The sequence below is a fragment of the Taklimakanibacter albus genome, assembly GCF_016595235.1.
GTDB classification, from domain to species: Bacteria; Pseudomonadota; Alphaproteobacteria; order Rhizobiales; family Aestuariivirgaceae; genus Taklimakanibacter; species Taklimakanibacter albus.
In genome coordinates this window covers 554,592-580,347 of the sequence record NZ_JAENHL010000006.1, presented here as the reverse complement: position 1 = coordinate 580,347, position 25,756 = coordinate 554,592, and the positions used below count along the sequence as shown (strand labels likewise).

27 protein-coding genes are annotated in these 25,756 nt (G+C 62.6%); 5 read left to right on the top strand and 22 right to left on the bottom strand.

The features are described from left to right. Nucleotides 1-3: 3 nt before the first annotated feature. The 3 genes from JHL16_RS07350 to JHL16_RS07340 all read right to left on the bottom strand — a co-directional run bounded on the left by JHL16_RS07350 (nt 4) and on the right by JHL16_RS07340 (nt 3,397). A complete protein-coding gene (locus tag JHL16_RS07350) occupies nt 4-1,137 on the bottom strand; it encodes a lipid II:glycine glycyltransferase FemX (RefSeq protein WP_200184227.1) in 1,134 nt (377 codons plus the stop codon). 103 nt (nt 1,138-1,240) lie between these two features. Then, nucleotides 1,241-2,437 (bottom strand): carboxylate--amine ligase, encoded by a 1,197-nt coding sequence (locus JHL16_RS07345; protein ID WP_210345964.1) that lies wholly within the window; start codon nt 2,435-2,437, stop codon nt 1,241-1,243. 300 nt (nt 2,438-2,737) lie between these two features. Beyond that, nucleotides 2,738-3,397: a hypothetical protein gene (locus JHL16_RS07340; RefSeq protein WP_200184226.1), complete on the bottom strand. Its 660-nt coding sequence runs from the start codon at nt 3,395-3,397 to the stop codon at nt 2,738-2,740. A 366-nt stretch (nt 3,398-3,763) separates the two neighbouring features. Here JHL16_RS07340 and JHL16_RS07335 point away from each other — a divergent pair, with 366 nt between their 5' ends. After that, nucleotides 3,764-5,266 (top strand): DEAD/DEAH box helicase, encoded by a 1,503-nt coding sequence (locus tag JHL16_RS07335; RefSeq protein ID WP_200184225.1) that lies wholly within the window; start codon nt 3,764-3,766, stop codon nt 5,264-5,266. Here JHL16_RS07335 and JHL16_RS07330 read toward each other — a convergent pair. From JHL16_RS07330 to JHL16_RS07270, 13 genes are read right to left on the bottom strand one after another with little or no spacing between them, the layout of a single operon-like run. Continuing rightward, nucleotides 5,263-6,558, bottom strand: a complete 1,296-nt coding sequence (locus JHL16_RS07330) for a lipopolysaccharide biosynthesis protein (protein ID WP_200184224.1) — start codon at nt 6,556-6,558, stop codon at nt 5,263-5,265. The two genes, JHL16_RS07335 and JHL16_RS07330, sit on opposite strands and share 4 nt — an antisense overlap. Before the next feature lie 44 nt (nt 6,559-6,602). Beyond that, nucleotides 6,603-6,974 carry a TfoX/Sxy family protein gene (locus JHL16_RS07325; RefSeq protein ID WP_200184223.1) on the bottom strand — a complete coding sequence of 124 codons (372 nt, stop codon included), beginning with the start codon at nt 6,972-6,974 and terminating at the stop codon, nt 6,603-6,605. A gap of 7 nt (nt 6,975-6,981) precedes the next feature. After that, nucleotides 6,982-7,356 carry a HesB/IscA family protein gene (locus JHL16_RS07320; protein ID WP_200184222.1) on the bottom strand — a complete coding sequence of 125 codons (375 nt, stop codon included), beginning with the start codon at nt 7,354-7,356 and terminating at the stop codon, nt 6,982-6,984. 9 nt (nt 7,357-7,365) lie between these two features. Continuing rightward, nucleotides 7,366-7,740 (bottom strand): SUF system Fe-S cluster assembly protein, encoded by a 375-nt coding sequence (locus JHL16_RS07315; RefSeq protein WP_200184967.1) that lies wholly within the window; start codon nt 7,738-7,740, stop codon nt 7,366-7,368. A gap of 17 nt (nt 7,741-7,757) precedes the next feature. Beyond that, nucleotides 7,758-8,993 (bottom strand): cysteine desulfurase, encoded by a 1,236-nt coding sequence (locus JHL16_RS07310; RefSeq protein WP_200184221.1) that lies wholly within the window; start codon nt 8,991-8,993, stop codon nt 7,758-7,760. A gap of 2 nt (nt 8,994-8,995) precedes the next feature. Continuing rightward, nucleotides 8,996-9,649 carry a hypothetical protein gene (locus JHL16_RS07305; protein WP_200184220.1) on the bottom strand — a complete coding sequence of 218 codons (654 nt, stop codon included), beginning with the start codon at nt 9,647-9,649 and terminating at the stop codon, nt 8,996-8,998. Beyond that, nucleotides 9,646-10,845, bottom strand: a complete 1,200-nt coding sequence (gene sufD, locus JHL16_RS07300) for a Fe-S cluster assembly protein SufD (protein WP_200184219.1) — start codon at nt 10,843-10,845, stop codon at nt 9,646-9,648. The genes JHL16_RS07305 and sufD overlap by 4 nt, the downstream gene beginning before the upstream one ends. Then, nucleotides 10,842-11,597, bottom strand: a complete 756-nt coding sequence (sufC, locus tag JHL16_RS07295; protein WP_200184218.1) for a Fe-S cluster assembly ATPase SufC — start codon at nt 11,595-11,597, stop codon at nt 10,842-10,844. The genes sufD and sufC overlap by 4 nt, the downstream gene beginning before the upstream one ends. Next, the gene (locus JHL16_RS07290; RefSeq protein ID WP_200184217.1) at nt 11,590-11,877 is read right to left on the bottom strand and encodes a hypothetical protein; all 288 of its coding nucleotides are present in this window, start codon (nt 11,875-11,877) and stop codon (nt 11,590-11,592) included. The genes sufC and JHL16_RS07290 overlap by 8 nt, the downstream gene beginning before the upstream one ends. Beyond that, nucleotides 11,874-12,236 carry an ADP-ribosylation/crystallin J1 gene (locus JHL16_RS07285; protein WP_200184216.1) on the bottom strand — a complete coding sequence of 121 codons (363 nt, stop codon included), beginning with the start codon at nt 12,234-12,236 and terminating at the stop codon, nt 11,874-11,876. Before JHL16_RS07285 ends, JHL16_RS07290 begins: the two co-directional genes overlap by 4 nt. Before the next feature lie 14 nt (nt 12,237-12,250). Next, nucleotides 12,251-13,717 carry a Fe-S cluster assembly protein SufB gene (gene sufB / locus JHL16_RS07280; RefSeq protein WP_200184215.1) on the bottom strand — a complete coding sequence of 489 codons (1,467 nt, stop codon included), beginning with the start codon at nt 13,715-13,717 and terminating at the stop codon, nt 12,251-12,253. Nucleotides 13,718-13,729: 12 nt separating this feature from the next. After that, nucleotides 13,730-14,809: a cysteine desulfurase family protein gene (locus tag JHL16_RS07275; RefSeq protein WP_200184214.1), complete on the bottom strand. Its 1,080-nt coding sequence runs from the start codon at nt 14,807-14,809 to the stop codon at nt 13,730-13,732. Next, nucleotides 14,793-15,284, bottom strand: coding sequence for an Rrf2 family transcriptional regulator (locus tag JHL16_RS07270; protein ID WP_200184213.1), 492 nt, complete (start codon nt 15,282-15,284; stop codon nt 14,793-14,795). The genes JHL16_RS07275 and JHL16_RS07270 overlap by 17 nt, the downstream gene beginning before the upstream one ends. Nucleotides 15,285-15,503: 219 nt before the next feature. Here JHL16_RS07270 and JHL16_RS07265 point away from each other — a divergent pair, with 219 nt between their 5' ends. The 3 genes from JHL16_RS07265 (at nt 15,504) to JHL16_RS07255 (ending at nt 18,039) form a co-directional block, all read left to right on the top strand. After that, a complete protein-coding gene (locus JHL16_RS07265; protein ID WP_200184212.1) occupies nt 15,504-16,151 on the top strand; it encodes an alpha/beta hydrolase in 648 nt (215 codons plus the stop codon). 87 nt (nt 16,152-16,238) lie between these two features. Next, nucleotides 16,239-17,060, top strand: coding sequence for a hypothetical protein (locus JHL16_RS07260; protein ID WP_200184211.1), 822 nt, complete (start codon nt 16,239-16,241; stop codon nt 17,058-17,060). 91 nt (nt 17,061-17,151) lie between these two features. After that, on the top strand, nt 17,152-18,039 hold the full coding sequence (locus tag JHL16_RS07255) for a hypothetical protein (RefSeq protein ID WP_200184210.1): 888 nt from the start codon (nt 17,152-17,154) through the stop codon (nt 18,037-18,039). A gap of 61 nt (nt 18,040-18,100) precedes the next feature. Here the strand turns inward: JHL16_RS07255 and aqpZ are convergent, their stop codons facing one another. Then, nucleotides 18,101-18,805 (bottom strand): aquaporin Z, encoded by a 705-nt coding sequence (gene aqpZ, locus JHL16_RS07250; RefSeq protein WP_200184209.1) that lies wholly within the window; start codon nt 18,803-18,805, stop codon nt 18,101-18,103. A gap of 217 nt (nt 18,806-19,022) precedes the next feature. Further along, the gene (locus tag JHL16_RS07245; protein ID WP_200184208.1) at nt 19,023-19,988 is read right to left on the bottom strand and encodes a hydrogen peroxide-inducible genes activator; all 966 of its coding nucleotides are present in this window, start codon (nt 19,986-19,988) and stop codon (nt 19,023-19,025) included. Nucleotides 19,989-20,148: 160 nt separating this feature from the next. Here JHL16_RS07245 and katG point away from each other — a divergent pair, with 160 nt between their 5' ends. Beyond that, nucleotides 20,149-22,335 (top strand): catalase/peroxidase HPI, encoded by a 2,187-nt coding sequence (gene katG, locus JHL16_RS07240; RefSeq protein ID WP_200184207.1) that lies wholly within the window; start codon nt 20,149-20,151, stop codon nt 22,333-22,335. 81 nt (nt 22,336-22,416) lie between these two features. Here katG and JHL16_RS07235 read toward each other — a convergent pair whose 3' ends face one another. From JHL16_RS07235 to JHL16_RS07220, 4 genes are all read right to left on the bottom strand, one after another. Then, complete coding sequence (locus tag JHL16_RS07235; protein WP_200184206.1) at nt 22,417-22,962, bottom strand: hypothetical protein; 546 nt, start codon at nt 22,960-22,962, stop codon at nt 22,417-22,419. 256 nt (nt 22,963-23,218) lie between these two features. Next, nucleotides 23,219-24,112 carry a sigma-70 family RNA polymerase sigma factor gene (locus tag JHL16_RS07230; RefSeq protein WP_200184205.1) on the bottom strand — a complete coding sequence of 298 codons (894 nt, stop codon included), beginning with the start codon at nt 24,110-24,112 and terminating at the stop codon, nt 23,219-23,221. 10 nt (nt 24,113-24,122) lie between these two features. Continuing rightward, nucleotides 24,123-24,575 carry a carboxymuconolactone decarboxylase family protein gene (locus tag JHL16_RS07225; RefSeq protein ID WP_478140967.1) on the bottom strand — a complete coding sequence of 151 codons (453 nt, stop codon included), beginning with the start codon at nt 24,573-24,575 and terminating at the stop codon, nt 24,123-24,125. 68 nt (nt 24,576-24,643) lie between these two features. After that, complete coding sequence (locus tag JHL16_RS07220; protein ID WP_200184203.1) at nt 24,644-25,756, bottom strand: anhydro-N-acetylmuramic acid kinase; 1,113 nt, start codon at nt 25,754-25,756, stop codon at nt 24,644-24,646.

Sequence of the window (25,756 nt, the reverse complement as noted above, 5' to 3'; positions counted from 1 at the left end):
AGATCAGTTCGTTTCGCCTGAAGCCTTTCCGAACTTCACGCCGTGACGGATGCGGCGGCGGAGATGGCGCGCTTCGAAGATGATATCCGCCGACATCCGGCCGAGCGTCGATGTCCAGCGGTCATATTCGCCTTCCATGGCGAGGATCTTGCCCGCCTTGCCGACGAAACCCTTCTTGAACTGGCGCAAGCCCGGCTCGTGCGATGCGCCGCCCAGATCGTACCAGCCGATCCCCTGCGCGTTGAGCCACTGGACGATATGCCAATGCAGCGCATAGCCGGCCTTGAGCGGCAGCGCCTCGGCCGACGACGCGCCGAACATGTAATAGGCCGTATCGCCGAACACCCCGACGGTGGCGCCGACCACCAGCTTCTTTTCATGATAGGCGACGAAGAGCTTCGGCTTCAGATTCTCCGGCAGCCGGGCGATCAGCTGCCCGGTCAGATGCACCGGTGTCGTGCTGGAGAATTCCTTGCGCTCCATCATGGCGGCATACAGCGCCTGAAAGGCTTGCGCTTCCGCCGGATCCTCGCTCAGGCGGATATCGAGTGAATTGGCGACCGCCTGGCGCAGATTGTAGCGCCATTTCTGCGCCAGGCTCTTGCTCTGGGCATTTGCATCGAGCGCCGTATTGACGAGATAACGCTCCGGGTCCTCATAATCGCGCCGTTTGGCGAAGCCCATGTCACGCAACCAGCCGCCTTCCAACGCGTGGTAATCCGGATGCGGCCGCGCCAGGACGCTCAGGCAATGGCCGCGCCTGCCGCAATATTCCTCGACCAGCGCCCGAATCATAGCGCGGTAGATTTCGGGATCGGCCGCCTGATCGCGCCGCCGCCAGAACGGCCCGAAGCGAAGATAAGCGAGCCCCCTGTCGATCAGCGGCAGCTTGACCAATGCGACGCGCGCGCCGGCGACCGGCATGCCGTCGCGCGAGAGAAGAAGGTGACTGTCACGGCCCTTCCAATGGAGGCCGGCATAACACGCGGTCTGCTCGTGATGGATGTCGGCGAAGGCGCTGGCGATCCTGTCCCACTCATGGTCCGCAATCGAGTCGATCTCGACACGAAAGGCGTCGTCTTTGAGTCGGCTACCGGGTGTTGCACTATCGAACAGTTTCTTGTTTTGCGGAGGCATGATCCACCGGAGAGTGTCACGAAAATCCGTGATGCTCCAGCAGCTTTAGCCGCGCAAATATTAACAGCTCACTCAGGCCTAAGCGACGTAGAGTAATTGTAATCTAGCGGCGACCGCTCAGATTGCGCGCGATCACGCGCCAGACAGTCAGCGGCATCTCGACGATGCCGGGCATCGGATCGCTGAGCGAGAAGCTCGCGAAGGTGCGCGTGCGGGTGAGCGATGCGAGCCAGCTTCCGAAATTGAGCCGTCCGGCGAGCGCCAACTGGACTGCGGCGACCTGGTCCCTGAGGCTGAACATCCAGCCCACGCCGGTGCGGGCTTGCATCGATGGCGGCTTCTGGCCACTGGCGAGCGTCACGATCGCCGCGCCGAAATCGATGCCGGCCGCATCGGCGAGGCCGAACCACGACCATGGCCGCGGATTGACGTCGAGGATCTTCAGCACGCCGTTGCGCGGATCGCGTTTGAACTCGATCTCGCACAGGCCGTGATGGCCGATGGATGCAAGGAAGGTCTCGGCCGCCTGGCGCACATCGTCCGAATCGATGGTTTCGACGAAAGTCGACGTATAGCTAAAATCGATCGGATATTGGCGGGTGCGCTGTGCCACGAATGAGGTGACCGGCCGGCCCTGCCACCACAGACTCGCATAGGAGAGCTGGCATTCGCCGTCGCCGGGCACGAGCTCCTGGACGACGACGCAATCCGCTCCGACGAGGCGCGCCGCTTCATCATAAAGACGGATGAAGCTCTCGCGATCGTCGGCGCGCCAGACCTTGTCGCGCGTGAAGCGGTTGAGCGCGATACGCATCGCGGGCTTGAGGGCGACCGGAAACCGCATGGGCATCAGGGCAGCATCCTCGGAGGAGCGGATGGGATAGACCTCGGGCACCGCGATGCCGAGCTCGGCGGCGCGCTGGTAGGTCAGCGCCTTGTCGACCGCCCATTGCAGGCTCGACCAGTCGGGCAGCAGCACAGTGAGATGGCGCGACAGGCGCTCATGCTCCTGGGCGGCGAATTTTACATCGGCATCGGCGGCCGGAATGAGGAGATAACCGTCGAGCTTCTCACGCCGCACGAGTTCCTCGAGCGCTTCGATGGCGCCCGGATTCTCGGCACCGGGCCAGCTGCGCGACTGCGCCACGGCGCGCGAGAAACGCGGCAGGGGCGTGTAATTCGTCACGAACCAGACATCCAGCTTCTGGCGGGCCAGGACCCGGGCGAGTGCTATGGCGCCGTGCGATCCGGCCAGGATGATGGCCCCGCGCGGCCGCTGGGCCGCGTCTTGCGTCGTCAATTCAGTCCCCTTTTCAGGCACCGGCCGGTCGGAAATACCCGAAGCGGTCCATTGACCCACGTCAACCGAACTTCGTTCCAATTTCATCACCAGCCGGCTTCCTTAACCATTTCGGCACAACCGTCGCCTTGCAGCGACGTCAGCGACCTCCTGTCCCCCGATATTGCAGCCGGTTGCAAGTCGGGTGCCAGCGGCCGTCACTTACGCCTGCAGCGACCTTAAGCGTCTAGAGTGGTTAGTGAAACCCTAATCACGGCGCCACAAGGTTGAGGCCCGGCGCGGCCCCCGCGAGTAAGACGTTCAGGGAGGCGTTTGTCCGTCGACGGAAAGATCGGGATTGGCGCGAAGCTGCTCGACCGGGACGGTCGCACCATCGCGCATCAGGATGAAGCAGGGTGCGGTCTTGGCCGGCTCATGGCGGTTGCAGCTTGCCAGCGCTTCCTTTTCAGCCTCTTCGAGCGAGCCACCCTCCCAGGAGCGTCCCCAGGGTCCTTTCAGGCTGATGGCGAAAGCCTTGTGCTCGGGCTTGTCGCCATAACCCTGCTTAGCGCGCCAGGCGTCGATGTCGAGCACCAGATCGGGAATCGGTGTCGGCTTCTCCAGAAGTGCGGGATCGATCCGCAGAAGCTGCGCCATCTGCACGGCATCGGGCAGGCGCTGGCCGTTCAGGTCGATCAGAATGCAGCGCTTGGTCGAATCGGACACGTTCTGGTCGCAGGCCTTGAGCGCTTCGCGCGCCGCCACCGTGGCGCTGATGAAGCCCGTCTGCGCGGAGAACTGTCCGCCGGGGGCCGCGGCAAAGGCCTTTTCGGTCTTGGCCGCCGAATAATCCTCGAGCGCCTTCACCTGCGCCTCGTTCAGCGGAAAGACCGGCGGCTCGAAAGCATTGGCCATGCCGGCGGAAAGCGTCGCGAGGGCGGCAATCAGGAGTGCATTACGTAAGGACATCATCTTCATCATGGGAACTTTGTTCAATCAAGAATTCGACCTTAGTAAGACAGGGGTGGAACGATACAGTTTATGGGTGCCCAAACCGTAAGAATCAGGCATACTGGACCTATCGGTAATGCTAAACTGGTGTCTGTAACCTCCCTGGCGTACCAACCTCATGGGCAGCTTCGCAAGACTGCCCATTTTTGTATCTGAGACGCGCCAGCCCCCTCCTAACCGACGAACTAAAATGCCGCAGCAGCGTCGCATTTGACTTTTGCGAGATTCCTCCTATTTTCCGGGCACATTTCGTGCATCCGATGTGTGGCGAGCCCGGCCGGACGCACCCTTCGACTCTTTCATCACTCACTCGCCAGATCGGTTTTTTTACTTTCCATGCAATTTTCAGAATTGGGACTAAGCCCTAAGGTTCTCGAAGCCGTCGAGAAAGCGGGCTTTACCACGCCTACCCCCATCCAGGCCGGCGCCATTCCGCCCGCCCTCGCCCGCAAGGACGTGATGGGCCTCGCCCAGACGGGCTCCGGCAAAACGGCGGCCTTCGTGCTGCCGATGTTGTCGCTTCTTGAAACAGGTCGCGCCCGTGCGCGCATTCCACGCACGCTCATCCTCGAGCCGACGCGCGAGCTCGCCGCTCAGGTGCAGGAAGCCTTCGAACGCATCGGTCAGGCGCATCGCCTCACCGTGGCGCTGCTCATCGGCGGCGTCTCCTTCGACGATCAGGCCGCCAAGATCGATCGCGGCGCCGACGTCGTGATCGCCACACCGGGCCGCCTCCTCGATCACTTCGAGCGCGGCAAGCTGCTGTTGACCGGCGTCGAGATGCTGGTCATCGACGAAGCCGACCGCATGCTCGACATGGGCTTCATCCCGGACATCGAGCGAATCTGCAAGCTCCTGCCCTTCACGCGCCAGACGCTGTTCTTCTCGGCGACGATGCCGCCGGAAATCCAGCGCATCACCAATCAGTTCCTGCATACGCCGGTGCGCGTCGAAGTCTCGCCGCCCTCCAGCACCGCCGCGACCATCGAGCAGAAGCTGGTGAAGGCGCCGAGCGATGCCAAGGCGAAGCGTGAAGCGTTGCGCCAGTTGCTCAGATCGCAGACCAGTGTGAAGAACGCCATCGTCTTCGCCAACCGCAAGACAACGGTCGCCCTTCTCGAAGTGTCGCTCAAGCGTCATGGCTTCAATGCCGCGGCTCTGCATGGCGATATGGATCAGAGCGCGCGCCTGCGCACGCTCGCCTCCTTCCGTGCCGGCGAAATCACCTTCCTCATCGCCTCCGATGTCGCGGCGCGCGGCCTCGACATTCCGGAAGTGAGCCATGTGTTCAACTTCGACGTGCCCATCCACGCCGAGGACTATGTCCATCGCGTCGGGCGCACCGGCCGGGCGGGACGTGAAGGCCATGCCTTCATGCTCGCGACCAATGCCGAAGCGAAATATGTGAAGGCCATCGAACAGCTGATCCGCAAGACCATCCCCGTGGATGGCAGCGCGGCGCCCGTCGAGGACGTCCGTGAAGACGGTGCGGAAGCCCCGCGCGAAGACAAATCGCGCCGGCGCCGCGGCGGTAAATCGCGCAGCGAGCGCCCGCAGGCCGAAGCCGTCAAGCCGCACGAGGAAACTCCGCGCGAGGAGAAACCACGCGAAGAGAAGCCGCGCGAGGCCAAGCGCCGCGAGGAAAAACCCCGCGAGGAGAAGCCGCGTGAAGACCGGCCGCGCGAGGCGAAGCCCCGTCACGACCCGCAGCCGCCGCGCCGCAAGGAATCTCGCGACCGCCGCCATTCGCCCTCGGGCGATGTGCCGGATTCGGACAGCTTCCATGCCGGCAACATGCCCGCCTTCCTGGTGCGTCCGGTGCGCAGCGCGTCGAACTAGCCGCGCCGGAAAGCAAATCCCGCCAGGAGATCGCCGCGGCGGCCCGTCAGAGACTGGGCCGCCATGGCAAGACCGATCGCCCAGACACATTCGGCGATGAGCGCCGCCCAGCCGATGCCCATGAGGCCCAGATAGGGTGTCAGGCAAGCCGCGGCGCCGAGCAGCACGGCGAGCGCTACGGCGCACACGATCGCGGTGCGCGTCTGATAGCCGCCGAGCGACAGGAGATGATTGTTCATCGTGCCGGCGGAGCGGATCGTCTGGCACAGCAGGAACAGGACGAGCGCCCATTTGCCGGCGAGGTAATCGGGTCCGAAGAGCGACAACACCCAGTCGCCCAGCACCAGCGTCACCAGGACCGCCGCCACCATCAAGGCAAAATTCACGAGATTGGTCCGCCGCATCAGCCGGTCGGCGGCCTCGCGCGTGCCCCTCGCCATCGTGTCGGTGAGATCGGGAATGGCGATCAGCTGCATGGTCTGGACGACGAAGCCCGCGATCGCGGCAAGCCGCACCGCGATGCCGACGACCGCGACATCATGGGTCGGCAGCAAGAGCCCTGCGACCAGCGTCACGATTTCGGCGAAGGTGAAGGACACGAAAGCGCCCACCAGAAGAGCGGCGGCGCGGATGCGGTAGAAGGGCGCGAGGCTCCGCCGCTGAGCCGAGAACACTTTCGCCACCACGCCGGAGCGCCCGAGCAGCAACGCCTGGATCGCCGCCGCCACATAGGTCGAAATCACGATCGCCCACAGGACCCAGACCATCTGCGGCGGATGCGCGAAAGTGATGATGGCGATGATGGCGGCGAGGAGGAAGCCGCTCCGCAGCATGAAATCGGGAATGAAGGAGAGATCGAAGCGGCGCAGCGAGTTGGCCGCCGCATTGTTGAGACGGATGAGCGCCAGGCCGGGCGCGGCGAGCGCGCCGTAGAGAATGGCCGGACGCATGTGTTCCAAGGCCGGGATCAAATAGGCGATGACGGAGAGGAACGCCATCACCACGCTCAGCGCCAGCGTCGTGCGCAAGGCGGCGGCGTGAAAGGCGGCGACCAGCGACTTGCGGGCAAGCGACTGGTAGCGGGCGAGATAGGTGAAGCCGAGCGCCGGATATCCGCCGGTCATCAACAGGCTGGCGAAAGCCATCACGCTCATCGTCAATAGAAAGATGCCGACATCGGCCGGCGAGAAGACCCGCGCCAAGGCCAGCTGGCTGAGCAGGCCGAAAGCGGCCGCGGCGGCGCGTGCGCCGACGGCGCTGAACAGGCGCCTGATCAGATGGGCGAGCGACATGGCCCTTCCTACCGTCCAACCCGTGAAGACAGCGTAAAGCCGGGCTAGCCCCTGCCCTTGCCCCGCTTGGCCGTCTTAGCCGGCTTCTGGGCGCGCAAGGCCGCACCGAAGGCCTTCCGCGACCAGGCGGTCATCTCATCGCGATCATCGAGACAGGCTTCCGGCGCGCGCCAATAGGCCATCACGGTGCGCTTGCCGCCTTTGGCGCCATAGGTGAAGGGCGACAGGCCAAGGGCTTCGAACTCCCTCTGCGAGACCGCATCGGCTTTCAGATAGAGGATCTCATCGGCAATGAGCGCGAACATGAGCCCATCGCGGAAGATGCCGGCGCCGCCGAACATGCGGCGCACCGACACGGTGCCAAAATCCTGGAGCTGTTCCTTGATGAAGTCGAGAAACTCGGCGCTCGTCGCCATGCCTGTATTAAGCGGGAACCGCCTCGGCCGGCTTCAGCATCACCGATTCACCGCAGCCGCAGGCCGAGGTCTGATTCGGGTTGTTGAAGATGAAGCCCGATTTGAGCATGGACTCCTGATAGTCCATCTGGGTGCCGAGCAGGAACAGCACGGCCTTGGGATCGATGAAGATCGTCACGCCATTGTCCTCGACGACCTCGTCGAGCGGTTTCTTATACTCGGCCCATTCCAGCGTGTATTCCATGCCGGCGCAGCCGCCATTCTTGACGCCGAGACGCAAAGCGATAACGGGCTTCGTGGCGCGCGCCATGATCGCCTTGACGCGCTCAGCCGCGGCATCGGTGAGCGTCATCACTTTGGGACGGGGACGGGATGTAGCCATGAGTTGAGCCTACCACATATTGAGCGCGACGCGCGCTTCATCCGACATGCGGGAATGATCCCATGGCGGATCGAACACCAGGTTAACTTTGACCCCTGAGATACCGGGAACCGCACTGACGGCATTCTCAACCCAGCCTGGCATGTCGCCGGCCACCGGGCAGCCGGGCGCCGTCAGGGTCATATCGATTTTGACCTGCCGGTCATCCTCGATATCGACCTTGTAGACGAGCCCCAGCTCGTAAATATCGACAGGGATTTCAGGGTCATAGACCGTCTTGAGGGCGGCCGTGATGTCGTCCGTCAGACGCGCGATCTCGTCCGATGGAATGGCCGGGGCCGAGGTGGGGGCCGGCGCGGCGGGCGGCGCCTCGGGGGCGGCGATATGGTCAGGAGCTTCGGTCACAGAAATATCCTCTGTGCTGAGATAAGTGCTTCCGCCAGTTTATCAACTTCCGCCCTGGTATTGTACAGGGCGAAGGAGGCCCGGCAGGTGGCGGTGACGCCGAAGCGGGCGAGCAGCGGCTGGGTGCAATGGGTGCCGGCGCGGACAGCGACGCCGGCGCGGTCGATTACCGTCGAGATGTCATGGGCATGCGCCCCTTCCATGTTGAAGGAGACGATCGCCCCCTTGTCGCGGGCGCGCCCGAATATCTTCAGCGAGTTGATCTCCGAAAGCCGCGCCGTCGCGTAATCGCGCAGATCCGCCTCATGAGCGGCAATCGCCTCGAGGCCGATGCCCTTCATATAATCGAGCGCCGTGCCGAGCCCGATCGCCTCGACAATGGCAGGTGTCCCCGCCTCGAAACGGTGCGGCGGCTCGGCATAGGTGATGCGGTCGAGCGACACTTCGCCGATCATCTCGCCGCCGCCCTGATAGGGCGGCATGCGGCGCAGATGCTCCATCTTGCCGTAGAGCACGCCTATGCCTGAGGGCCCATAGGTCTTGTGCCCGGTGAAGACATAGAAATCGGCGTCGAGATCCTGGACGTCGACCGGAAGATGCACGGCAGCCTGGCTGCCGTCGACCAGCACCGGAATGCCCTTGGCATGGGCGATGCGGATGACCTCCTTGATCGGCACGATGGTGCCGAGCGCATTCGACATATGGGTGATGGCCACCATCTTGGTGCGCGCCGACAGCAGCTTCTCGAATTCCTCGATCAGGAAATTGCCGTCATCGTCGACCGGCGCCCATTTGAGGACGGCGCCCTGCCTTTCGCGATGGAAATGCCAGGGCACGATATTGGAATGATGCTCGAGGATCGACAGCACGATCTCATCGCCCTCTCCGATCACCATGCCGCCGAAGGACTGCGCCACGAGGTTGATCGCCTCGGTGGCGTTGCGGGTGAATATCAACTGGTCCTTGGAGGGCGCATTGAGGAAACGGCGGACACTTTCCCGCGCATCCTCGAAGGCCTGCGTCGAGGTATTGGAGAGATAATGCAGACCGCGATGGACATTGGCGTAGTCTTCCCCCATCGCCTGCATCACGCGGTCGAGCACCACTTTCGGCTTCTGGGCCGAGGCCGCATTGTCGAGATAGACCAGCGGTTTGCCATAGACCTCACGCGACAGGATAGGGAAATCCTGACGGATGCGGTTGACATCGTAAGTGCGAAGAGGTGCGTTCATGGTCAGACCGGAGGAAACAAGAATGAGGGCAACAGGATGATGACGGTCGTCAGGACGATCGCCGCAAGGAGATAGATCAGCATGCTGGCGAAAGCGAGAGCCGCGGCCCGCAGGTAGGAGATCGCGAGAGCGGCGGCATAGTAGAGCGCGGTGATCGCGGCACTGACGAAGGCATAGGCGACGAACACCAGCAAATACAAAGACGTCTCCTCATCGGAGCCCGTAAAGAATGAAATGATCTCGAGCAACGGATCGAGGATGATCAAGGGACACATGGCCATGGCCGAGGCCGCCCACACTCCCCTTTCTTCGTCGCGATAACCGAACAAATATGACCACAGGAACCTGGCGACGGGGAAGCCTGCGATGAAGATGAGAAATTCGATCGCGCCCCATATCAGCGTGTCGGCGACCGGATAGTCGGGCGGCAAGATATAGGAGACACCACCGCGATATTTGTGATCGAAGTAGTTGCTCGCAATCCCGGACGCGGCGCTGATCGCCGCGCAGAACAGAACGATCTGCCAGGCCAGACTCTTGAGCCGCAGCTCCGCCATCAGCTCCCTTACACGCGAATGCGGCGCAGTGAACGCACCGATCACGTAATAAAGAGCGCCGCGCGACGCCGGGACGGCGAGATCTGGCGCCGCGGTCACCTTGCTTCTTCCTTGTGATTGACCAGCCACTTTCCGGCGAAGCGGGTCAGCACGTCGCGCACGCCGTCATGGCTGATCGTATCGAAGGCCTCGCCGACGAAAGCGCCGATCAGCATCGACTTGGCCTCGGCCTCTGGGATGCCGCGCGACTGCAGATAGAATAGATGGTTATGGTCGATATCGCCGCTGGTAGCGCCATGGCCGCAGGCGACGTCATCGGCATAGATCTCGAGCTCGGGCTTAGCGTCGAATTCGGCCGTCTCCGAGAGCAGCAGCGCATGCGAGGACTGCTTGCCGTCGGTCTTCTGGGCGCCGGGCCGGACGATCGCCTTGCCCTGGAAGACGCCGCGCGCATTCTCGTCCATCACGCATTTGAACAATTCACGGCTCGTGCATTTCGGCACCTGATGATCGATGACGAGGCGGGTATCGGCATGCTGCCGGCCGGACAGCAGATAGGAACCGGCGATCTTGCCGTCGGCATTCTCGCCCTTGAAGGCGAGTGTACCGTTCTGCCGGTTGACGCGGGCGCCCGAGGTCAAGGTGAAGTCGCGCAGGAGCACGTTGGCGCCGAGTGTGATCACCGCATGGGCGAGATGGATGGCCGAGCTCGATTCGATCTCGAGCTTCACCCGGTCGAGCTTGGCGTTTGCCCCGACCGTGATGTCGACGACGCTATTGGCGAGATAGGCCCCCTCGCCCAGATGCGTCTCGAACAATGTCGCGGAGGCGCCATCGGCCACCTTCACCCGGTGCCGCGTGGCAATGGTGCGGGCCTCGCCGTCGGTTGCGACATGCACGATAGCGACCGGCGCATCGATGTTGGAGGCGATCTCTATTTCGACGCCGCCCGTGGCAAAGGCGGCGTTCATGTCGAGAACCGGCTCGGCCTCGGCCGTGATCGGAGCAAGGTGATGCCGCACGCGCACATCGCCATCCGTCGGCAGGTTCGAATAGTCTTCCGCGAATTCGCCATTGACGAACACGATGCGGGCCTGCGCCAGCTTCGCCAGAGGATCGCGCTTCAACAGCCGCTCGATTTCCTTCGGCGCCGCCGCGACCTTGAGGCGGGGCGGGTAAGGCCGGTCGATGAGGACCCGCAGATTGGTCCACTTCCAGTCTTCGAGACGCGGATGCGGCAGAAGCATGCCGTCATAGGCGAGTTCCGCCAGCGTCTTGTTCACGGCGATGTTCATGCGGCTTCCTTGGTGAACTCGGCATAGCCCTTGGCTTCGAGCTCGAGCGCCAGCTCCTTGCCGCCGGATTTGACGATGCGGCCCTGCGAGAGGACATGCACGTGATCCGGCACGATATAGTCGAGCAGGCGCTGATAATGGGTGATGACGACCATGGCGCGGTCGGGCGAGCGCAGCGCATTCACGCCGTCGGCGACGACGCGCAAGGCGTCGATGTCGAGGCCGGAATCAGTTTCGTCGAGAATGCACAGCGACGGCTCGAGCACCGCCATCTGCAGGATCTCGGCGCGCTTCTTCTCGCCGCCCGAGAAACCGACATTGACGGGACGCTTCAGCATGTCCTGCGAGATGTCGAGCTTTTGAGCGCGGTCCTTCACCAGCTTCATGAATTCGGGCGTGGTCAGCTCCTTCTCGCCGCGCGCCTTGCGCTGCGAGTTGAGCGCCACTTTCAGGAACTGCATGGTGGCGACGCCCGGAATCTCGATCGGATACTGGAAGGCCAGGAACAGACCCTTGGCGGCGCGCTGGTCGGGCGCCAGTTCGAGCAGGTCCTCGCCCTTGAAGGTGACCGAGCCGTCCGTCACCTCATAACCCTCGCGGCCCGCCAGCACATAAGAAAGCGTCGACTTGCCGGATCCGTTCGGTCCCATGATGGCGTGGACTTCGCCGCGCTTCACATTCAGCGTGAGGCCGTTGAGGATGGCGCGGTCTTCATCCGCGAGTTTCACATGAAGGTTGTTGATCTCAAGCATTATTCTTGTCTTTCACATACTCATTATAGGTAATCGAATGATCGGTATGGGCACGCGCCGTCATGATGAACCAGATGGCCGACACGGCCATGCCGATGCCTGTGATGGTCACCCAGAGCCAAGTCTCCATCGTCTGTGCGAGAACGGCGCCCATGATTCCGGAAGCCACGATGCCGGCGACGAAGACCCAGACGACGCGCCAGCCATCGGCGTTGACGGGATAGGATCCCTGCCCGCCATTGGAGCGCACGAACCAGATATCGCCGCGGGGCTTGCTCATGAGACTGAGGCCTCCTCGAAACGGTGGATGACTTCTATCGGCCCGACGATCTGGGCATTGAACCGATCGAGTTCCTCAGCCGGAACCCAAAGCTCCTCATGCTCGGCCGCACCGACGATCTTGCGATCGAAACGCGAGAGGTAGGCGGCAGGCAGCGCAAAGCGCGTGACATAACCCTTCCTGTCCGCATTGTGCCGCGTATTCCAATCGCGTGCGATCTGCACCGCATAGGCTTCGTTGGTCACCGGATAGAAGATCGGCTGTTCCGGCAGGCGCGGCGGGAATCGCGTGAAACCGGACGCTTCGATCAGCGCCAGCTCCTTCGTCCCGACCGGGCGATATAGGACAGTCGTCTTCATTCCATCAACTCGAACTAACCCACGCTTCCTTCAAGCGAGATGCCGATCAGCTTCTGCGTCTCGGCCATGAATTCCATCGGCAATTGCTGCAGCACGTCGCGCACGAAGCCGTTGACGATGAGCGTCACCGCCTCTTCCTGCGACAGGCCGCGCGACTGGCAGTAGAACAGCTGGTCGTCGGAAATCTTCGACGTCGTCGCTTCATGCTCGAAATGCGCCGACAGCGTCTTCGCCTCGATATAGGGCACGGTATGGGCGCCGCATTTGTCGCCGATCAGAAGCGAGTCGCACTGCGTGAAGTTCCGCGCATTGGTTGCCTTGCGGTGCGCCGAGACGAGGCCGCGATAGGTGTTGTCGCTGCGGCCGGCGGCGATGCCCTTCGACACGATGCGGCTCGACGTGTTCTTGCCGAGATGGATCATCTTGGTGCCGGAATCGACCTGCTGGCGGCCGTTCGAGATGGCGATCGAATAGAATTCACCCCGAGAATTATCGCCGCGCAGGATGCAGCTCGGATATTTCCAGGTGATGGCGGAGCCGGTCTCGACCTGGGTCCAGGAAATCTTGGCATTCTTGCCGCGGCAGTCACCGCGCTTGGTGACGAAGTTGTAGACGCCGCCCTTGCCTTCCTTGTCGCCCGGATACCAGTTCTGCACCGTCGAATATTTGATCTCGGCATCATCGAGCGCGATGAGCTCGACCACGGCGGCATGGAGCTGGTTCTCATCGCGCGTCGGCGCGGTGCAGCCTTCCAGATAGGAGACGTAGGAGCCCTTGTCGGCGATGATCAGCGTGCGCTCGAACTGGCCGGTCTTCTTCTCGTTGATGCGGAAATAGGTCGAAAGCTCCATCGGGCAGCGCGTATTGGGTGGCACATAGACGAAGGAGCCGTCGGTATAGACAGCCGAATTGAGCGCGGCGTAGAAATTGTCGCCCTGCGGCACGACCGAGCCCAGATATTTCTTCACCAGTTCCGGATGCTCGCGCACCGCTTCCGAGATCGAGCAGAAGATCACGCCCGCCTTGGCGAGCTCGTCCTTGAAGGTGGTGACGACCGAGATCGAATCGAACACCGCATCGACGGCGACCCGGGGCGTCTGGACGCCTGCCAGCACCTCGCGCTCGCGCAAGGGGATGCCGAGCTTCTCATAGGTCCGGAGCAGTTCGGGATCGACCTCATCGAGGCTCTTCGGCCCCGACATGCTCTTCGGCGCCGCATAATAATGCAGGTCCTGGAAGTCGATCTTGGGATAATGCACCTTGGCCCAGGTCGGCTCCGTCATCTGTATCCAGCGCCGATAGGCCTCGAGGCGCCAGTCGAGCATCCACTGCGGCTCGTTCTTCTTGTTCGAGATGAAGGCGACGATGTCCTCATTGAGGCCTTTGGGCGCCAGCTCGGTTTCGATTTCGGTCGTGAACCCGTACTTGTACTTGTCGACGTCGATATCCTTGACGAGTTCGATGGTGTCGAGATCGGCCATTTTCTACGTTCCTTATGCCGCTTTGCGCCGGGCCGCGAGGCGGCTCCAGGCGGCGATGAATTGTTCGATGTCCTCAGCCCGCGTGTTCCAGCCGAGGCTGACGCGGACGGCGTTGCCGGCGAGATCGGGGGCAACCCCCATCGCCGCCAGCACATGCGATTTGGCGACCTTGCCCGAGGAGCAGGCCGAGCCAGAGGAGACGGCGATGCCGGCGAGATCGAGCGCCATCAGCGCCGTCTCGGCGGAAAGCCCGGGGAGCGCGAAGCAGCTGGTATTGGGCAGCCGCTCGGCGGCAGCGCCGAACACCACGACGCCTTCGAGCTTTGATTCAAGCTCGTCCCGCAAGTTCCTGATTTCGAGTCGCTTTTCCTTGACCGCGGCGGCGAAGCCGGCGATCGCGGCGACATTCTCGGTGCCGGCGCGGCGGCGCAGCTCCTGGCCGCCGCCCTGGATCAGCGCCTCGAGCGCCAGGCCATCGCGGATGATCAGCGCGCCGGCGCCCACCGGACCGCCCAGTTTGTGTGCCGAGACGCTCAGCGTATCGACGCCGAGCAGGCCGAAATTGACGGCGATCTTGCCAAAAGCCTGGACCGCGTCGCAATGGACGAGCGCGCCATGTTTCTGGGCGAGTGCCGAGACCTCGCGTAGCGGCTGGACGACACCGGTCTCGTTATTGGCGAGCATCACCGCGACGAGCGCTTTGGGACCAGTCTGGAGAAGCCTAGCGAGCGCCGTCAGATCAACGATCCCTTCCCTATCGACGGGAAGGATCTCGACCGGTTTTCCGGAAGCCTTGGCGGCCTCGATGACGGAGGGATGCTCGACCGCCGAAACGATCAACCGCGCGACCGGCGCACCCTTGAGGGCAAGATTATTCGCTTCGCTGCCGCCCGAGGTGAAGACGACCATCGGCGCGATGACGCCGAGCGCACGCGCCAGGACTTCACGTGAAGCATCGAGCGATGCCCGCGCGGCGCGGCCCTCGCCATGGATCGAGGACGCATTGCCATGAAGCTCGAGCGCGGCGTGCATCGCCGTTCGGGCCGCCTGGCGCAGCGGGCTCGTGGCATTATGGTCAAGATAGATGCGCATTGACCTCGGGCTGACCCTTTCGGACATGGCGCGCCTTGGCCTGGCGGATCGAGGCCGCCAACGCCAGATTGCGCTTGTTGACCACGTCATCGAGCGTGACATTGGCGAGGAAGGTGTTCACCTGCCGGCCGATGGACGACCACAGATCATGGGTGCAGCAGCGCTCGCCTTTGACGCAGCCTTCGACCGCGTCGCCCTCGCAGCGGGTCACCTTCATGGGCTCGTCGACCGCGGCGATGACATCATAGATGGCGATCTCGTCGGCGGCATGCGCCAACCGGTAGCCGCCGCCGGGGCCACGGGCGCTCTGGACGAGCCCGGCCTTGCGGAGCTTCACGAAAAGCTGCTCCAGATATTCCTGGCTGATGTCCTGGCGGTCGGCGATCTCGGCCAGCGATACGGTGCGGCCCAGGCCATTCTGGCCGATATCGACCATCGCCATAACCGCATATCTGCCCTTGGTGGATAGTTTCATGGGTCGCTCTTTCGTTTGCCGCCGCGCTTGAGAAAACTTGCCATTTTACCCCGGAGCCGTGCTAAGGACCGGCCTCGCCCGGCGTCCGTGGGATTCTATATTTCTTTGAACGGTTCTAAACAAGCATATAGAAAGTCCGACTACCGGAGTCAACTATTCCGCCGGTTTTTGCCCTGAAATCAATGACCGCCAGATGCAGAACAGGATCGACATTCCCTCATGCCTGAAGTGATTTTCAATGGCCCGGCCGGCCGTATCGAAGCGCGTTACCATCACTCCAAGGCCCAAGGATCTCCCATAGCGATCCTCCTCCACCCGCATCCGAGCTTCGGCGGCACGATGAACAACCCGATCGTGCATTCGCTCTATTATATGTTCGTACAACGCGGCTTTTCGGTGCTGCGCTTCAATTTCCGGGGCGTGGGACGCAGCCAGGGCCTGTTCGAAAACGGGGCCGGCGAGCTGTCGGACGCCGCTTCCGCCCTCGACTGGCTCCAGGCCCATAACCGCGAGGCCAAGATCTGCTGGATCGCCGGTATCTCCTTCGGCGCCTGGATTTCCATGCAGCTCCTGATGCGCCGTCCGGAAATCTCGGGCTTCATCTCGGTGGCGCCGCTCGCCAAGCATTACGACTTCTCGTTCCTGGCGCCCTGCCCGGCCTCCGGCCTCTTCGTCAATGGCGACAAGGACACGGTGACGTCGCCCGAAGCGGTCAACACGCTGGTCACCAAGCTCAAGACCCAGAAGGGCATCGTCATCGAGCACAAGGTGATGGCGGGCGCCAATCACTTCTTCCAGGACAAGATCGACGACCTGACCAAGATCTGCGCCGGCTATCTCGACAAGCGGCTGGCGCGCGAAGCCTGATCCAGAGTCTCTGGGCATTCCGTGGCGGCGAGGACGTTGTGTACGTTCTGGACGGGCCCCGCGAGCCCGTATCAGACCTTGTGCCTCATGAGCTGGGTCGCGCACGGCTTTAACGTCGTCGTCTACACCACCGATACCGATCTCAAACTCCCACCCGGTGCTGAACACCGGCCTGCCGAGGAGATCCTCGATCTCGGTGGTCACATTCATCGCTACAAGAACGGTTTCGGGGCAGGCAGCCCGGCGCTGCATGCCGATCTTTTCCGCTGCAAGCTGGTCGAGCGTGGTGAATGGTGGCTCGACGCCGACCTAGTGATGCTGCGCGGCGATCTGCCGGAAACCGACTTCTTCCTGGCCCGGCAGGCTCATGAAAACAGCCTGGGCAGCAGCATCATGCGACTGCCGGCGCATTCGCCCCTGATCCGCGAGGCGATCCGGGAAATCGAAGGGATGACCCGAGACGCCCAATGGGGCGAGACGGGTCCCTATCTCATCACGCGGCTGGCCGGCAAACATGGCGTCGCGCACAAGGCCCATGACCGCAACACGGTCTATGAAATAGACTACACGGAAGTCATCAAGCTGTTCGATCCCGACGCCCGGGACGAAGTCGAGAGGCGTCTGGCGTCATCCCTCTGCGTGCATCTGTGGAACGCGATATGGCACGCGATCGGTTTTCCGCAGGAACTGGGACCGCCGGAAGGATCCTATCTCGACGCCCTGCTCGACCGCTATGGCGGACGGGACATTTTTGCGCTGCGGGCTCCCTTTGCCAGCGTCAAAACATGGTGGGACAACCGGGAGCGGCATTTGCGCCTGGAGAACGAGCTGAATGCCGTGCGCGCGAGCATGGCCGCCGCACCGACATTCACTTTCACCTACCCATACCGGCCCGACGCGTCCGGCTGATCAGCCGCCCCGCGTTGAGAAACCGGCCACGATCCAGAGTTGAGCGGCAAGCTGATCACGCCTATCGTGAATGCAGGTCTATGGGGGTGTGATGACAAAGCCGACCTTGTTCACATTCTGGGCGGGGCGCGCGAGCCCTTATCAGACGCTCTGCATCGCAAGCTGGGTGGCGCACGGCTACGACGTCGTCGTCTACACGGCAGACACCGATATCAAGGTGCCGCCGGGGGCGCGGCAGCGGCCGGCCGAGGATGTCCTCGATCTCGGCGGCCACATTCATCGCTATAAGAACGGTTTCGGCGCCGGCAGCCCGTCGCTCCACTCCAACCTCTTCCGCTACCGTCTGGTGGAGCGTGGCGACTGGTGGCTCGACACCGACGTCGTGATGCTGCGATCGGACCTGCCCGAAACGGATTTTTTTCTGGCGCGGCAAGTCAACAAGAACAGTCTCGGCATCGGCATCATGCGCCTGCCGGCGCAATCGCCGGTGATCCGCGACGCGATCCGGGAAGTCGAGGCTGTCATCGACAAGGCCGAATGGGGCCAGACCGGCCCCGATCTCATCACCCGTCTCGTCGAGAAATACGGCCTCGCGCACAAAGTCTATGATCGCCGGACAGCCTATGAGATCGACTACACGGAAGCCATCAAGCTGTTCGATCCCGACGCCCGGCGCGAGGTCGAAGACCGCGTCGCGTCATCGCTCTTCGTGCATTTGTGGAATGAGATCTGGAACGCCATCGGCTTCCCACAGGATCTGGGCCCCCCGGAAGGCTCCTATCTCGACGGCCTCGTCGAGCGCTTCGGGAGCCGCGGCATGTTTCCGGCGCGTATTCCCTTCGCGAGCGTCAGGACGTGGTGGGACAACAGAGAGCATCGCGTACGATTGGCGCGCGAACTGCGGGAAGCCCGGTCTCAGGCTGCGCCGTCGCCCAGTTTTAGCTTCAGCTACTCATACCGGACCGGCGCACAGGGCTGATCGGCCGGCTCAATTGGCGAAGCGGCGTCGAACCTGTCGACGCCGCCCGTTGTAGGTAAGATCAGTCGTTGTCGCTCAGCAGTCCCTTATAGACGAGACCGCCAAGCGCGCCGCCGATCAGCGGAGCGACCCAGAAGAACCACAGCTGCTGCAAGGCCAGACCGCCCACGAAGAGCGCCGGTCCCGTGGAGCGCGCCGGGTTGACCGAGGTGTTGGTCACCGGGATCGAGATCAGATGGATGAGCGTGAGTCCGAGACCGATCGCGATCGGCGCGAAACCCGCCGGCACCGATTTGCCGGTGGCGCCCAGGATGATGATCAGGAAGAAGGCGGTCATCACGACTTCAGTGACAAGCGCCGCCACCATCGAGTAGCCGCCGGGCGAATGCGCGTCATAGCCATTGGTCGCGAATGCCCCGGGAGCCGCAGGATCGATCGCAAAACCGGCTTTGCCGGAAGCGATGAGATAAAGCACGCCCGCCGCGACAATGGCGCCAACCACCTGGGCAATGACATAGGGAATGACCGAGGCCCAAGGGAATCGACCCGCGGTTGCGAGGCCGACCGAAACGGCCGGGTTGAAGTGGCCTCCGGAAATACCGCCCACGGCATAAGCCATGGTCAGCACCGTGAGGCCGAACGCGAATGCTACACCAAGCAGGCCAATACCGACGCTAGGGAAAGCTGCGGCCAACACCGCACTTCCGCACCCGCCGAGCACCAGCCAGAACGTACCAAAGAATTCCGCCGCAAGCTTCTTTTGCATGTGAGTCCCCTCCGACTCAGTTGAGTGAGTCCGGAACTTTGTAAACTTTCCCAGCGAAAGTTCAAAGTCGAAGCCATGCGGAATTGGCAGGTCGCTAGAGCGCTTCTCGCCAAAGTTGCTCGACTTTGGCGATTAGGAAGCGCTCCAGATCATATGTATTCGAGCCCTTTTCCCGTTTTGATCGAATCGAAACGATTCGATCAAAACGGGAAGGGCTCTAATGAATGGGCGACGTGCTCTCAGGCGCAAGGCCGGAGCGGCGCGACGAGACGGGTGCGTCGTGCCGTTCCCGCAACATATCGGACGACTGACGAACGACTTCGGCAATCTCCTTGAGCTGCTTGTCGAGCGGGCTGGTCTTGCGCCAGATCATGCCGATCGTCCGCGATGGTTGCGGGTTCTTGAAGCGGGCCACGGATACCGAGGCTGAGCGTGTCTCCACCGCAACAGCCATCTCCGGGATCAAGGTGACACCGATGCCGGCACCGACCATTTGGACCAGGGTGGACAGAGAGCTCCCGTCCAGCAATTCACGCGGTCCGAGCGAATGCATCTTGCAGAACGACAGAGCCTGATCGCGGAAGCAGTGCCCCTCCTCCAGCAGAAGCAGCCGCATTTCGCGGAGCTTCTCGGCATTGGGCACCGGCTTGCCCTCGTCTTCGCCAGGCCGGACCAGCACAAAACTCTCGGTAAAGAGCGCAATCTCGGTCAGCGACGCTTCGGATACCGGCAATGCGACGATCGCCGTGTCGAGGCGGCCTTCCGCGACTTCGGCAATGAGCTTGCGGGTCAGCGTCTCACGCACGTGAATGTCGAGGCCTTCATACCGGGCCGTGAGGTTTCCGACGATGGTGGGCAGCAGATAGGGTGCGATCGTCGGGATCACGCCGATACGCAGCCGCCCCGTGAGCCGGTCCTGCGAGGCGCGCGCCAGATCTCCCAGCTCGTCCACCGAGCGCAATATTTCGCGCACGCGGAGCGCAAACTCCTCGCCGAAGCTGGTCAGCCGCACCTGCCGCGCCCCTCTTTCGAAGAGGTCAGCGCCCAACGATTCCTCCAGTTCCCTGATCTGCACCGACATCGCCGGCTGAGAAATCGCGCAGGCATCCGCCGCGCGTCCGAAGTGGCTATGTCGGACGAGCGCCTCGAAATAACGAAGCTGTTTGATCGTTAGATTGTTCATAACCTCAACTTATCGCTGCGATCAAAAAATCCAACTTAAATTTATCAAGGAACTCTGCTAGGCGATGCGGCAGGAAGGGAAACGCGGCCGTCTGGGTTTCCCGAGAGGCAGCTCATGCAACTCAGCCAGGACATCACCCTAAGCCAGGATCGGAGCCAATATGGACACCAAGACCACTGACAGCGCGGGCAAATGCCCGGTCGCTCATACACCCGTCGCCAGGAAGAATCGCGACTGGTGGCCGAACCAGCTGAACCTTCAGGTTCTGCACCAGCATTCGAGCCTCTCCGACCCGATGGGCGAGGCTTTCGACTACGCCAAGGAATTCAAGAGCCTCGACCTCGATGCCGTGATCAAGGACCTCAAGGCTCTGATGACGGATTCACAGGATTGGTGGCCGGCCGATTTCGGCCATTACGGGCCGTTCTTCATTCGCATGGCGTGGCACAGCGCCGGCACCTATCGCATCGGCGACGGGCGCGGTGGCGCCGGCAGCGGCCAGCAGCGTTTCGCGCCGCTCAACAGCTGGCCCGACAACGTCAATCTCGACAAAGCGCGCCGCCTGCTGTGGCCGATCAAGCAGAAATACGGCCGCAAGATCTCCTGGGCCGACCTCCTGATCCTCACCGGCAACGTCGCGTTGGAATCGATGGGCTTCAAGACCTTCGGTTTCGCCGGCGGACGCGCCGATGTGTGGGAGCCTGAAGAGGACGTCTATTGGGGTCCCGAAGGCAAGTGGCTCGCGGACGAGCGTTATAGCGGCGAGCGTGATCTCGAGGGCAATCTCGGCGCCGTGCAGATGGGCCTGATCTACGTCAATCCGGAAGGCCCGAACGGCAACCCGGATCCGCTCGCTGCGGCGCGCGACATCCGCGAAACCTTCCGGCGCATGGCGATGAACGATGAAGAGACCGTGGCGCTGATCGCCGGCGGTCACACTTTCGGCAAGACGCATGGCGCCGGCGATACGGCCGCGGTAGGCCCCGACCCCGAAGCCGCCGGCATCGAAGAGCAAGGCCTCGGCTGGAAGAACAAGTTCGGCACCGGTAAGGGCGGCGACACGATCGGCAGCGGTCTCGAAGTCACCTGGACCACGACGCCGACCAAGTGGACCAACAACTTCTTCTGGAACCTGTTCGGCTATGAGTGGGAGCTCACCAAGAGCCCGGCCGGCGCGCATCAGTGGAAGCCGAAGCATGGCATGGGCGCCGGGACGGTGCCCGACGCGCATGATGCCTCGAAGCGTCACGTGCCGCAGATGCTCACGACCGACCTCTCCTTGCGGGTTGACCCGGCCTACGAGAAGATCTCACGGCGCTTCCTCGAGAATCCGGACCAGTTCGCCGACGCCTTCGCCAGGGCCTGGTACAAGCTCACGCATCGCGACATGGGTCCGGCCGTGCGTTATCTCGGCCCCCTCGTCCCGAAGGAAGTGCTGATCTGGCAGGACCCGATCCCGGCGCGTGATCATGAGGTGATCGGCGACGCCGACATTGCGGCCCTCAAGGCCAAGATCCTCGGCTCCGGCCTGACGGTCTCCCAGCTCGTCTCGACGGCGTGGGCGTCGGCTTCGACATTCCGCGGCGGCGACAAGCGTGGCGGCGCCAATGGCGCGCGCATCCGGCTCGCGCCGCAGAAGGATTGGGAAGTCAACGAGCCGGCCCAGCTGGCCGAGGTCCTGCAGAAGCTCACGGCGATCCAGAAGGACTTCAATGCCGGCGGCAAGAAAGTGTCGCTGGCCGACCTGATCGTTCTCGGCGGCTCCGCTGCGATCGAAAAGGCCGCGAAGGCCGCCGGTGTCGACGTGAAGGTGCCCTTCGCGCCGGGCCGCATGGACGCTTCGCAGGATCAGACCGACGTCGAGTCCTTCCAGCCGCTCGAGCCGATCGTCGATGGCTTCCGCAACTATCAGCGCGGCAAGCAGCGCCTCACGGCTGAGGAGTCGCTGGTCGACCGGGCGCAGCTGCTGACCCTGTCGGGTCCGGAGCTCACCGTTCTCGTCGGCGGCCTGCGTGTCCTCGGCGCCAATGCCGGGCAGTCCAAGCACGGCGTCTTCACCGACAAGCCCGAGACCCTGAGCAACGACTTCTTCCGCAACCTGCTCGATATGGGCACGGAATGGAAAGCGCAAGGCGACGCTCGGGACGTGTTCGAAGGACGCGACCGCAAGTCGGGCAAGGTCAAGTGGACCGCGACGCGCGCCGATCTCATTTTCGGTTCGCACTCGCAGCTGCGCGCTCTCGCTGAAGTCTATGGCAGCGCCGACGCCAAAGAGAAGTTCGCCAAGGACTTCGTCGCGGCATGGACCAAGGTGATGAATCTCGACCGCTTCGATCTCACGGCGTAAGCGCCATCCTGCCGAAACATCGAGAGCCGCGGGAGCGATCCCGCGGTTCTTTTCATGGGTCTATTTCGCCAATGACCAGGGCTAGTATATTGGTCGCAGGTCCTCACCGCTTTTCCTCATAAGCGATAAAGCCCAATCCATGATATCTCCACCGCCCCATCTCTCGACAACGTGATACTTCTTCCCCTTCACGCCCTCGACGAGCCAATAGGCACCATCGAAGCCTCTCCTCTCCTCCGCAGTCGTTAGGTTCCAGAAATTTGTCCGTTCCAGGCCACTAAGGAAAGTTTCCGTGTCCTGATTCGTAATATTCGTTACCGCATCAACCACCAGACGGCCGGGCTCTCCAGCCCCCAAACCATTGGTCTTCTTCGTGACCAGATCCGCGGTACCATCTGACTTGACTGTCAACCGAAAGACCATCGGCGAGTGAAAGGTCCGTAGCCACAGGATTCGGTAGACTTCTGCTTCTCCAGCATCGATAAGCGAAGGCTCGTTCATAGCGGTCAGGTATCTGGAGTATAAAGAGGAAGGAAACCATCCTCGCTGAGCGTTTTCATCAATGATATCGGCGGGAAAATAGGGCTCCTTTGCCCCCGCCGATCCACAGGCAAGCAAAACGAACACGATGAAACTGAGGCAAATTCCGTTCACTCTTCCGCGCCTCCACCGCGCCTAGCCTCTCGGCTCAAATTGCGGTGACAAATGCATTTGACTTGGAATATGCAACTCCAACAAACCGAGGCGGCGTATCAAACGCACTGTCACCGACACCTTGGAGTCGGCAGGATGTGGGAACCCAACAACAAACGCAAGGGCGTCACGGCCATGGCCCGCGGGTGTGCTCGGCAACGCAGCAGCGGGAGCAATTCCACGGCTCCTCTCATGTCTGGCCCTCCCTGATCCACTCCGCCGTCACGTGCTTAAGCTTCTCCGGATTGCGGATCACAAAGATACCGCTGACCTTGCCGTCCTTGATCTCAAAGGACATGGTCTGCGGCAGGCCGTCGGCTTCGATGGTGGCGAAGCCTGGCATGCCGTTGATGCGGACGAAACGCACCGGGCTCATCCCATGTCCCGCGAAGGTCTTCTGGCCATAGCCGGCGATGAACTTCGCCACCTGGACGATGCCGGCCAGGATCTTCGTCGCCGCCGGGCGCACGCCGCCGCCATCGGACTGGAACTCGACATCCTCGGCAAGAAGCTTGCTCAAGCCGGCGAGATCGCCCTTATAGGCGGCATCGTAGAAGGCGCGGGTGATGGCGCCTTCCGCTTCCGCATCGACCTTGTAGCGCGGCCGGGCGCTGCGCAGGTTCTTGCGCGCCCGGCTCGCCAGCTGCCGGGTGCTGTCCTCGCTGCGCCCGATCGTCTCGGCGACCGCCGGAAAGCCCATCTCGAAGATATCGTGCAGCAGGAAAGCGGCACGCTCGAGCGGCGACAGGCGCTCGAGCGCCAGCATCATCGCCACCGACAGATCGCCGGCGAGTTCCTCCGCTGGCGAGCTTTCATCGACGAGCCCCTCGATCAAGGGCTCGGGCAGCCACGGCCCGACATAGGTCTCGCGCCGCCGGCGCGCCGATTTGAGGACATCGAGACAGAGCCTGGACGTGATCCGCGCCAGAAAGGCCTTGGGGTCGACGACATCGTGGTGGTCGGTCCTGTGCCAGCGCAGATAGACGTCTTGCACGACATCTTCGGCTTCCGCATAGGAACCGAGCATGCGATAGGCGATGCCGGTCAGATATTTCCGGTGTGTCTCGAAGACCTGTTCGTTCATGGTGGACTCCTCAGCTTCCGGGCCTGCTGCCGGGGATGCTGCGGAAGGACACGGCGAGGCGGTTCCACAAATTGACCATGCCGATGGCCACGGTGAGCTTCGCCACCTCCTCCTCGCTGAATTCCCGGCGCACCGCTTCCCACTCCTCATCGGGCACATGCGTATCGGAAAGCCGCGTCACCGTCTCGGTCCAGGCCAGAGCAGCTCTTTCCTTGGGCGTGAAGCTCACCGCCTCGCGCCAGGCAGCGAGGAGATAAAGCCGTTCCTCGCTTTCGCCGTCGGCGCGCGCCTCCTTGCTATGCAGATCGAGGCAATAGGCGCAATTGTTGATCTGCGAGGCCCTGGCCTTGACCAGATGCAGAAGCTGCTTATCGAGACCCGCCGCGCGGATTTTCATCTCGAGATGGGTGGCCGCCTGGAGAAGCTCCGGGCCGATGGTTTTCTGTGCCAGTCGCATGGGGATTTCCTTTCCGGTTATATCCCACAAGACGAGCCAGCCAGAACCATTGTGACATGGCCGGGTCTCTATCTCTAAAGCTCCGTCACCACGCCCCCGGTCATCGGCTCGGGCGCGCCAGTGGTGCCCGGAAAGGTGATCGGCAGCTCGCGCAGGCAGCGCACCGCCAGATAAGCCCAGGCCTCGGCCTCCATGGAGTCGCCATTGAAACCTGCCGCCTCGGCCGGGACGAGCGCTTCCGGCCCGAGCTTCAAAGCGGCACGCAACGCCGCCATCAGAGCCGGGTTCTTGCGTCCGCCGCCGCAGATCACCCAAAGCTTGGGATCTTCGGGAAACCAGTTGCGCGATAAGGCCACAGCGCCCGCGGTGACGGCGGTCAGGGTCGCCGCGCCATCGGCAGGGCTCAACCCCGACAGATCGAGCGACGCGAAGCTGTCGCGGTCGAGCGATTTGGGCGCCGGTTCCTCGAAGTAGGAATCGCCCAGGAACTGCGCCACCACCGACTGTTGCACGTGACCCGCGAAAGCGAGCCTGCCGTCGATATCGACCGGCCGCCCTGTGGTCTTGAGCGCCCAGTCGTCGATGAGCGCATTGCCGGGGCCGGTATCGAAGGCGATGAGCTCCCCATGGGGCCCGATCCAGGTGACATTGCTGACGCCGCCGATATTGAGGAAAGCGAGCGGCAGCACTTCGAGGCTCGCCGACAAAGCCCGGTGATAGACCGGCACCAGCGGGGCTCCCTGCCCACCCGCGGCGATGTCGTCAGCACGCATGTCATAGACCACACGGCAGTTGAGCCTTTGCGCCAGCAGCGCTCCGTCGCCCAATTGAACGGTCAGGCGGCGTTCGGGACGGTGCAGGACCGTCTGGCCATGGAAGCCGATTACGTCGATATCCTTGAGGTTTAGGCCCAGATCCTGGCAAAAGGATTCAACTGCCAGCGCATGCCATTCGGTCAGCGACCATTCGACCTGGCCCAGGCTTTTCGGCCGCTCGCGCCGGTCCTTGAGGGTGAGCGCGTCCATGAGCGCTTCCTTCAGCATCGCGCGCTGCTCGGGCACGTAAGCATAGGTGCGCGAGGGCCCGCGTTTCACCGTTTCCTCGCCGTCGGTGGTGATTAAAGCGATGTCGATGCCGTCGAGGGAGGTTCCCGACATCAGCCCTATCGCCGTGTAGAGTTTTGACAC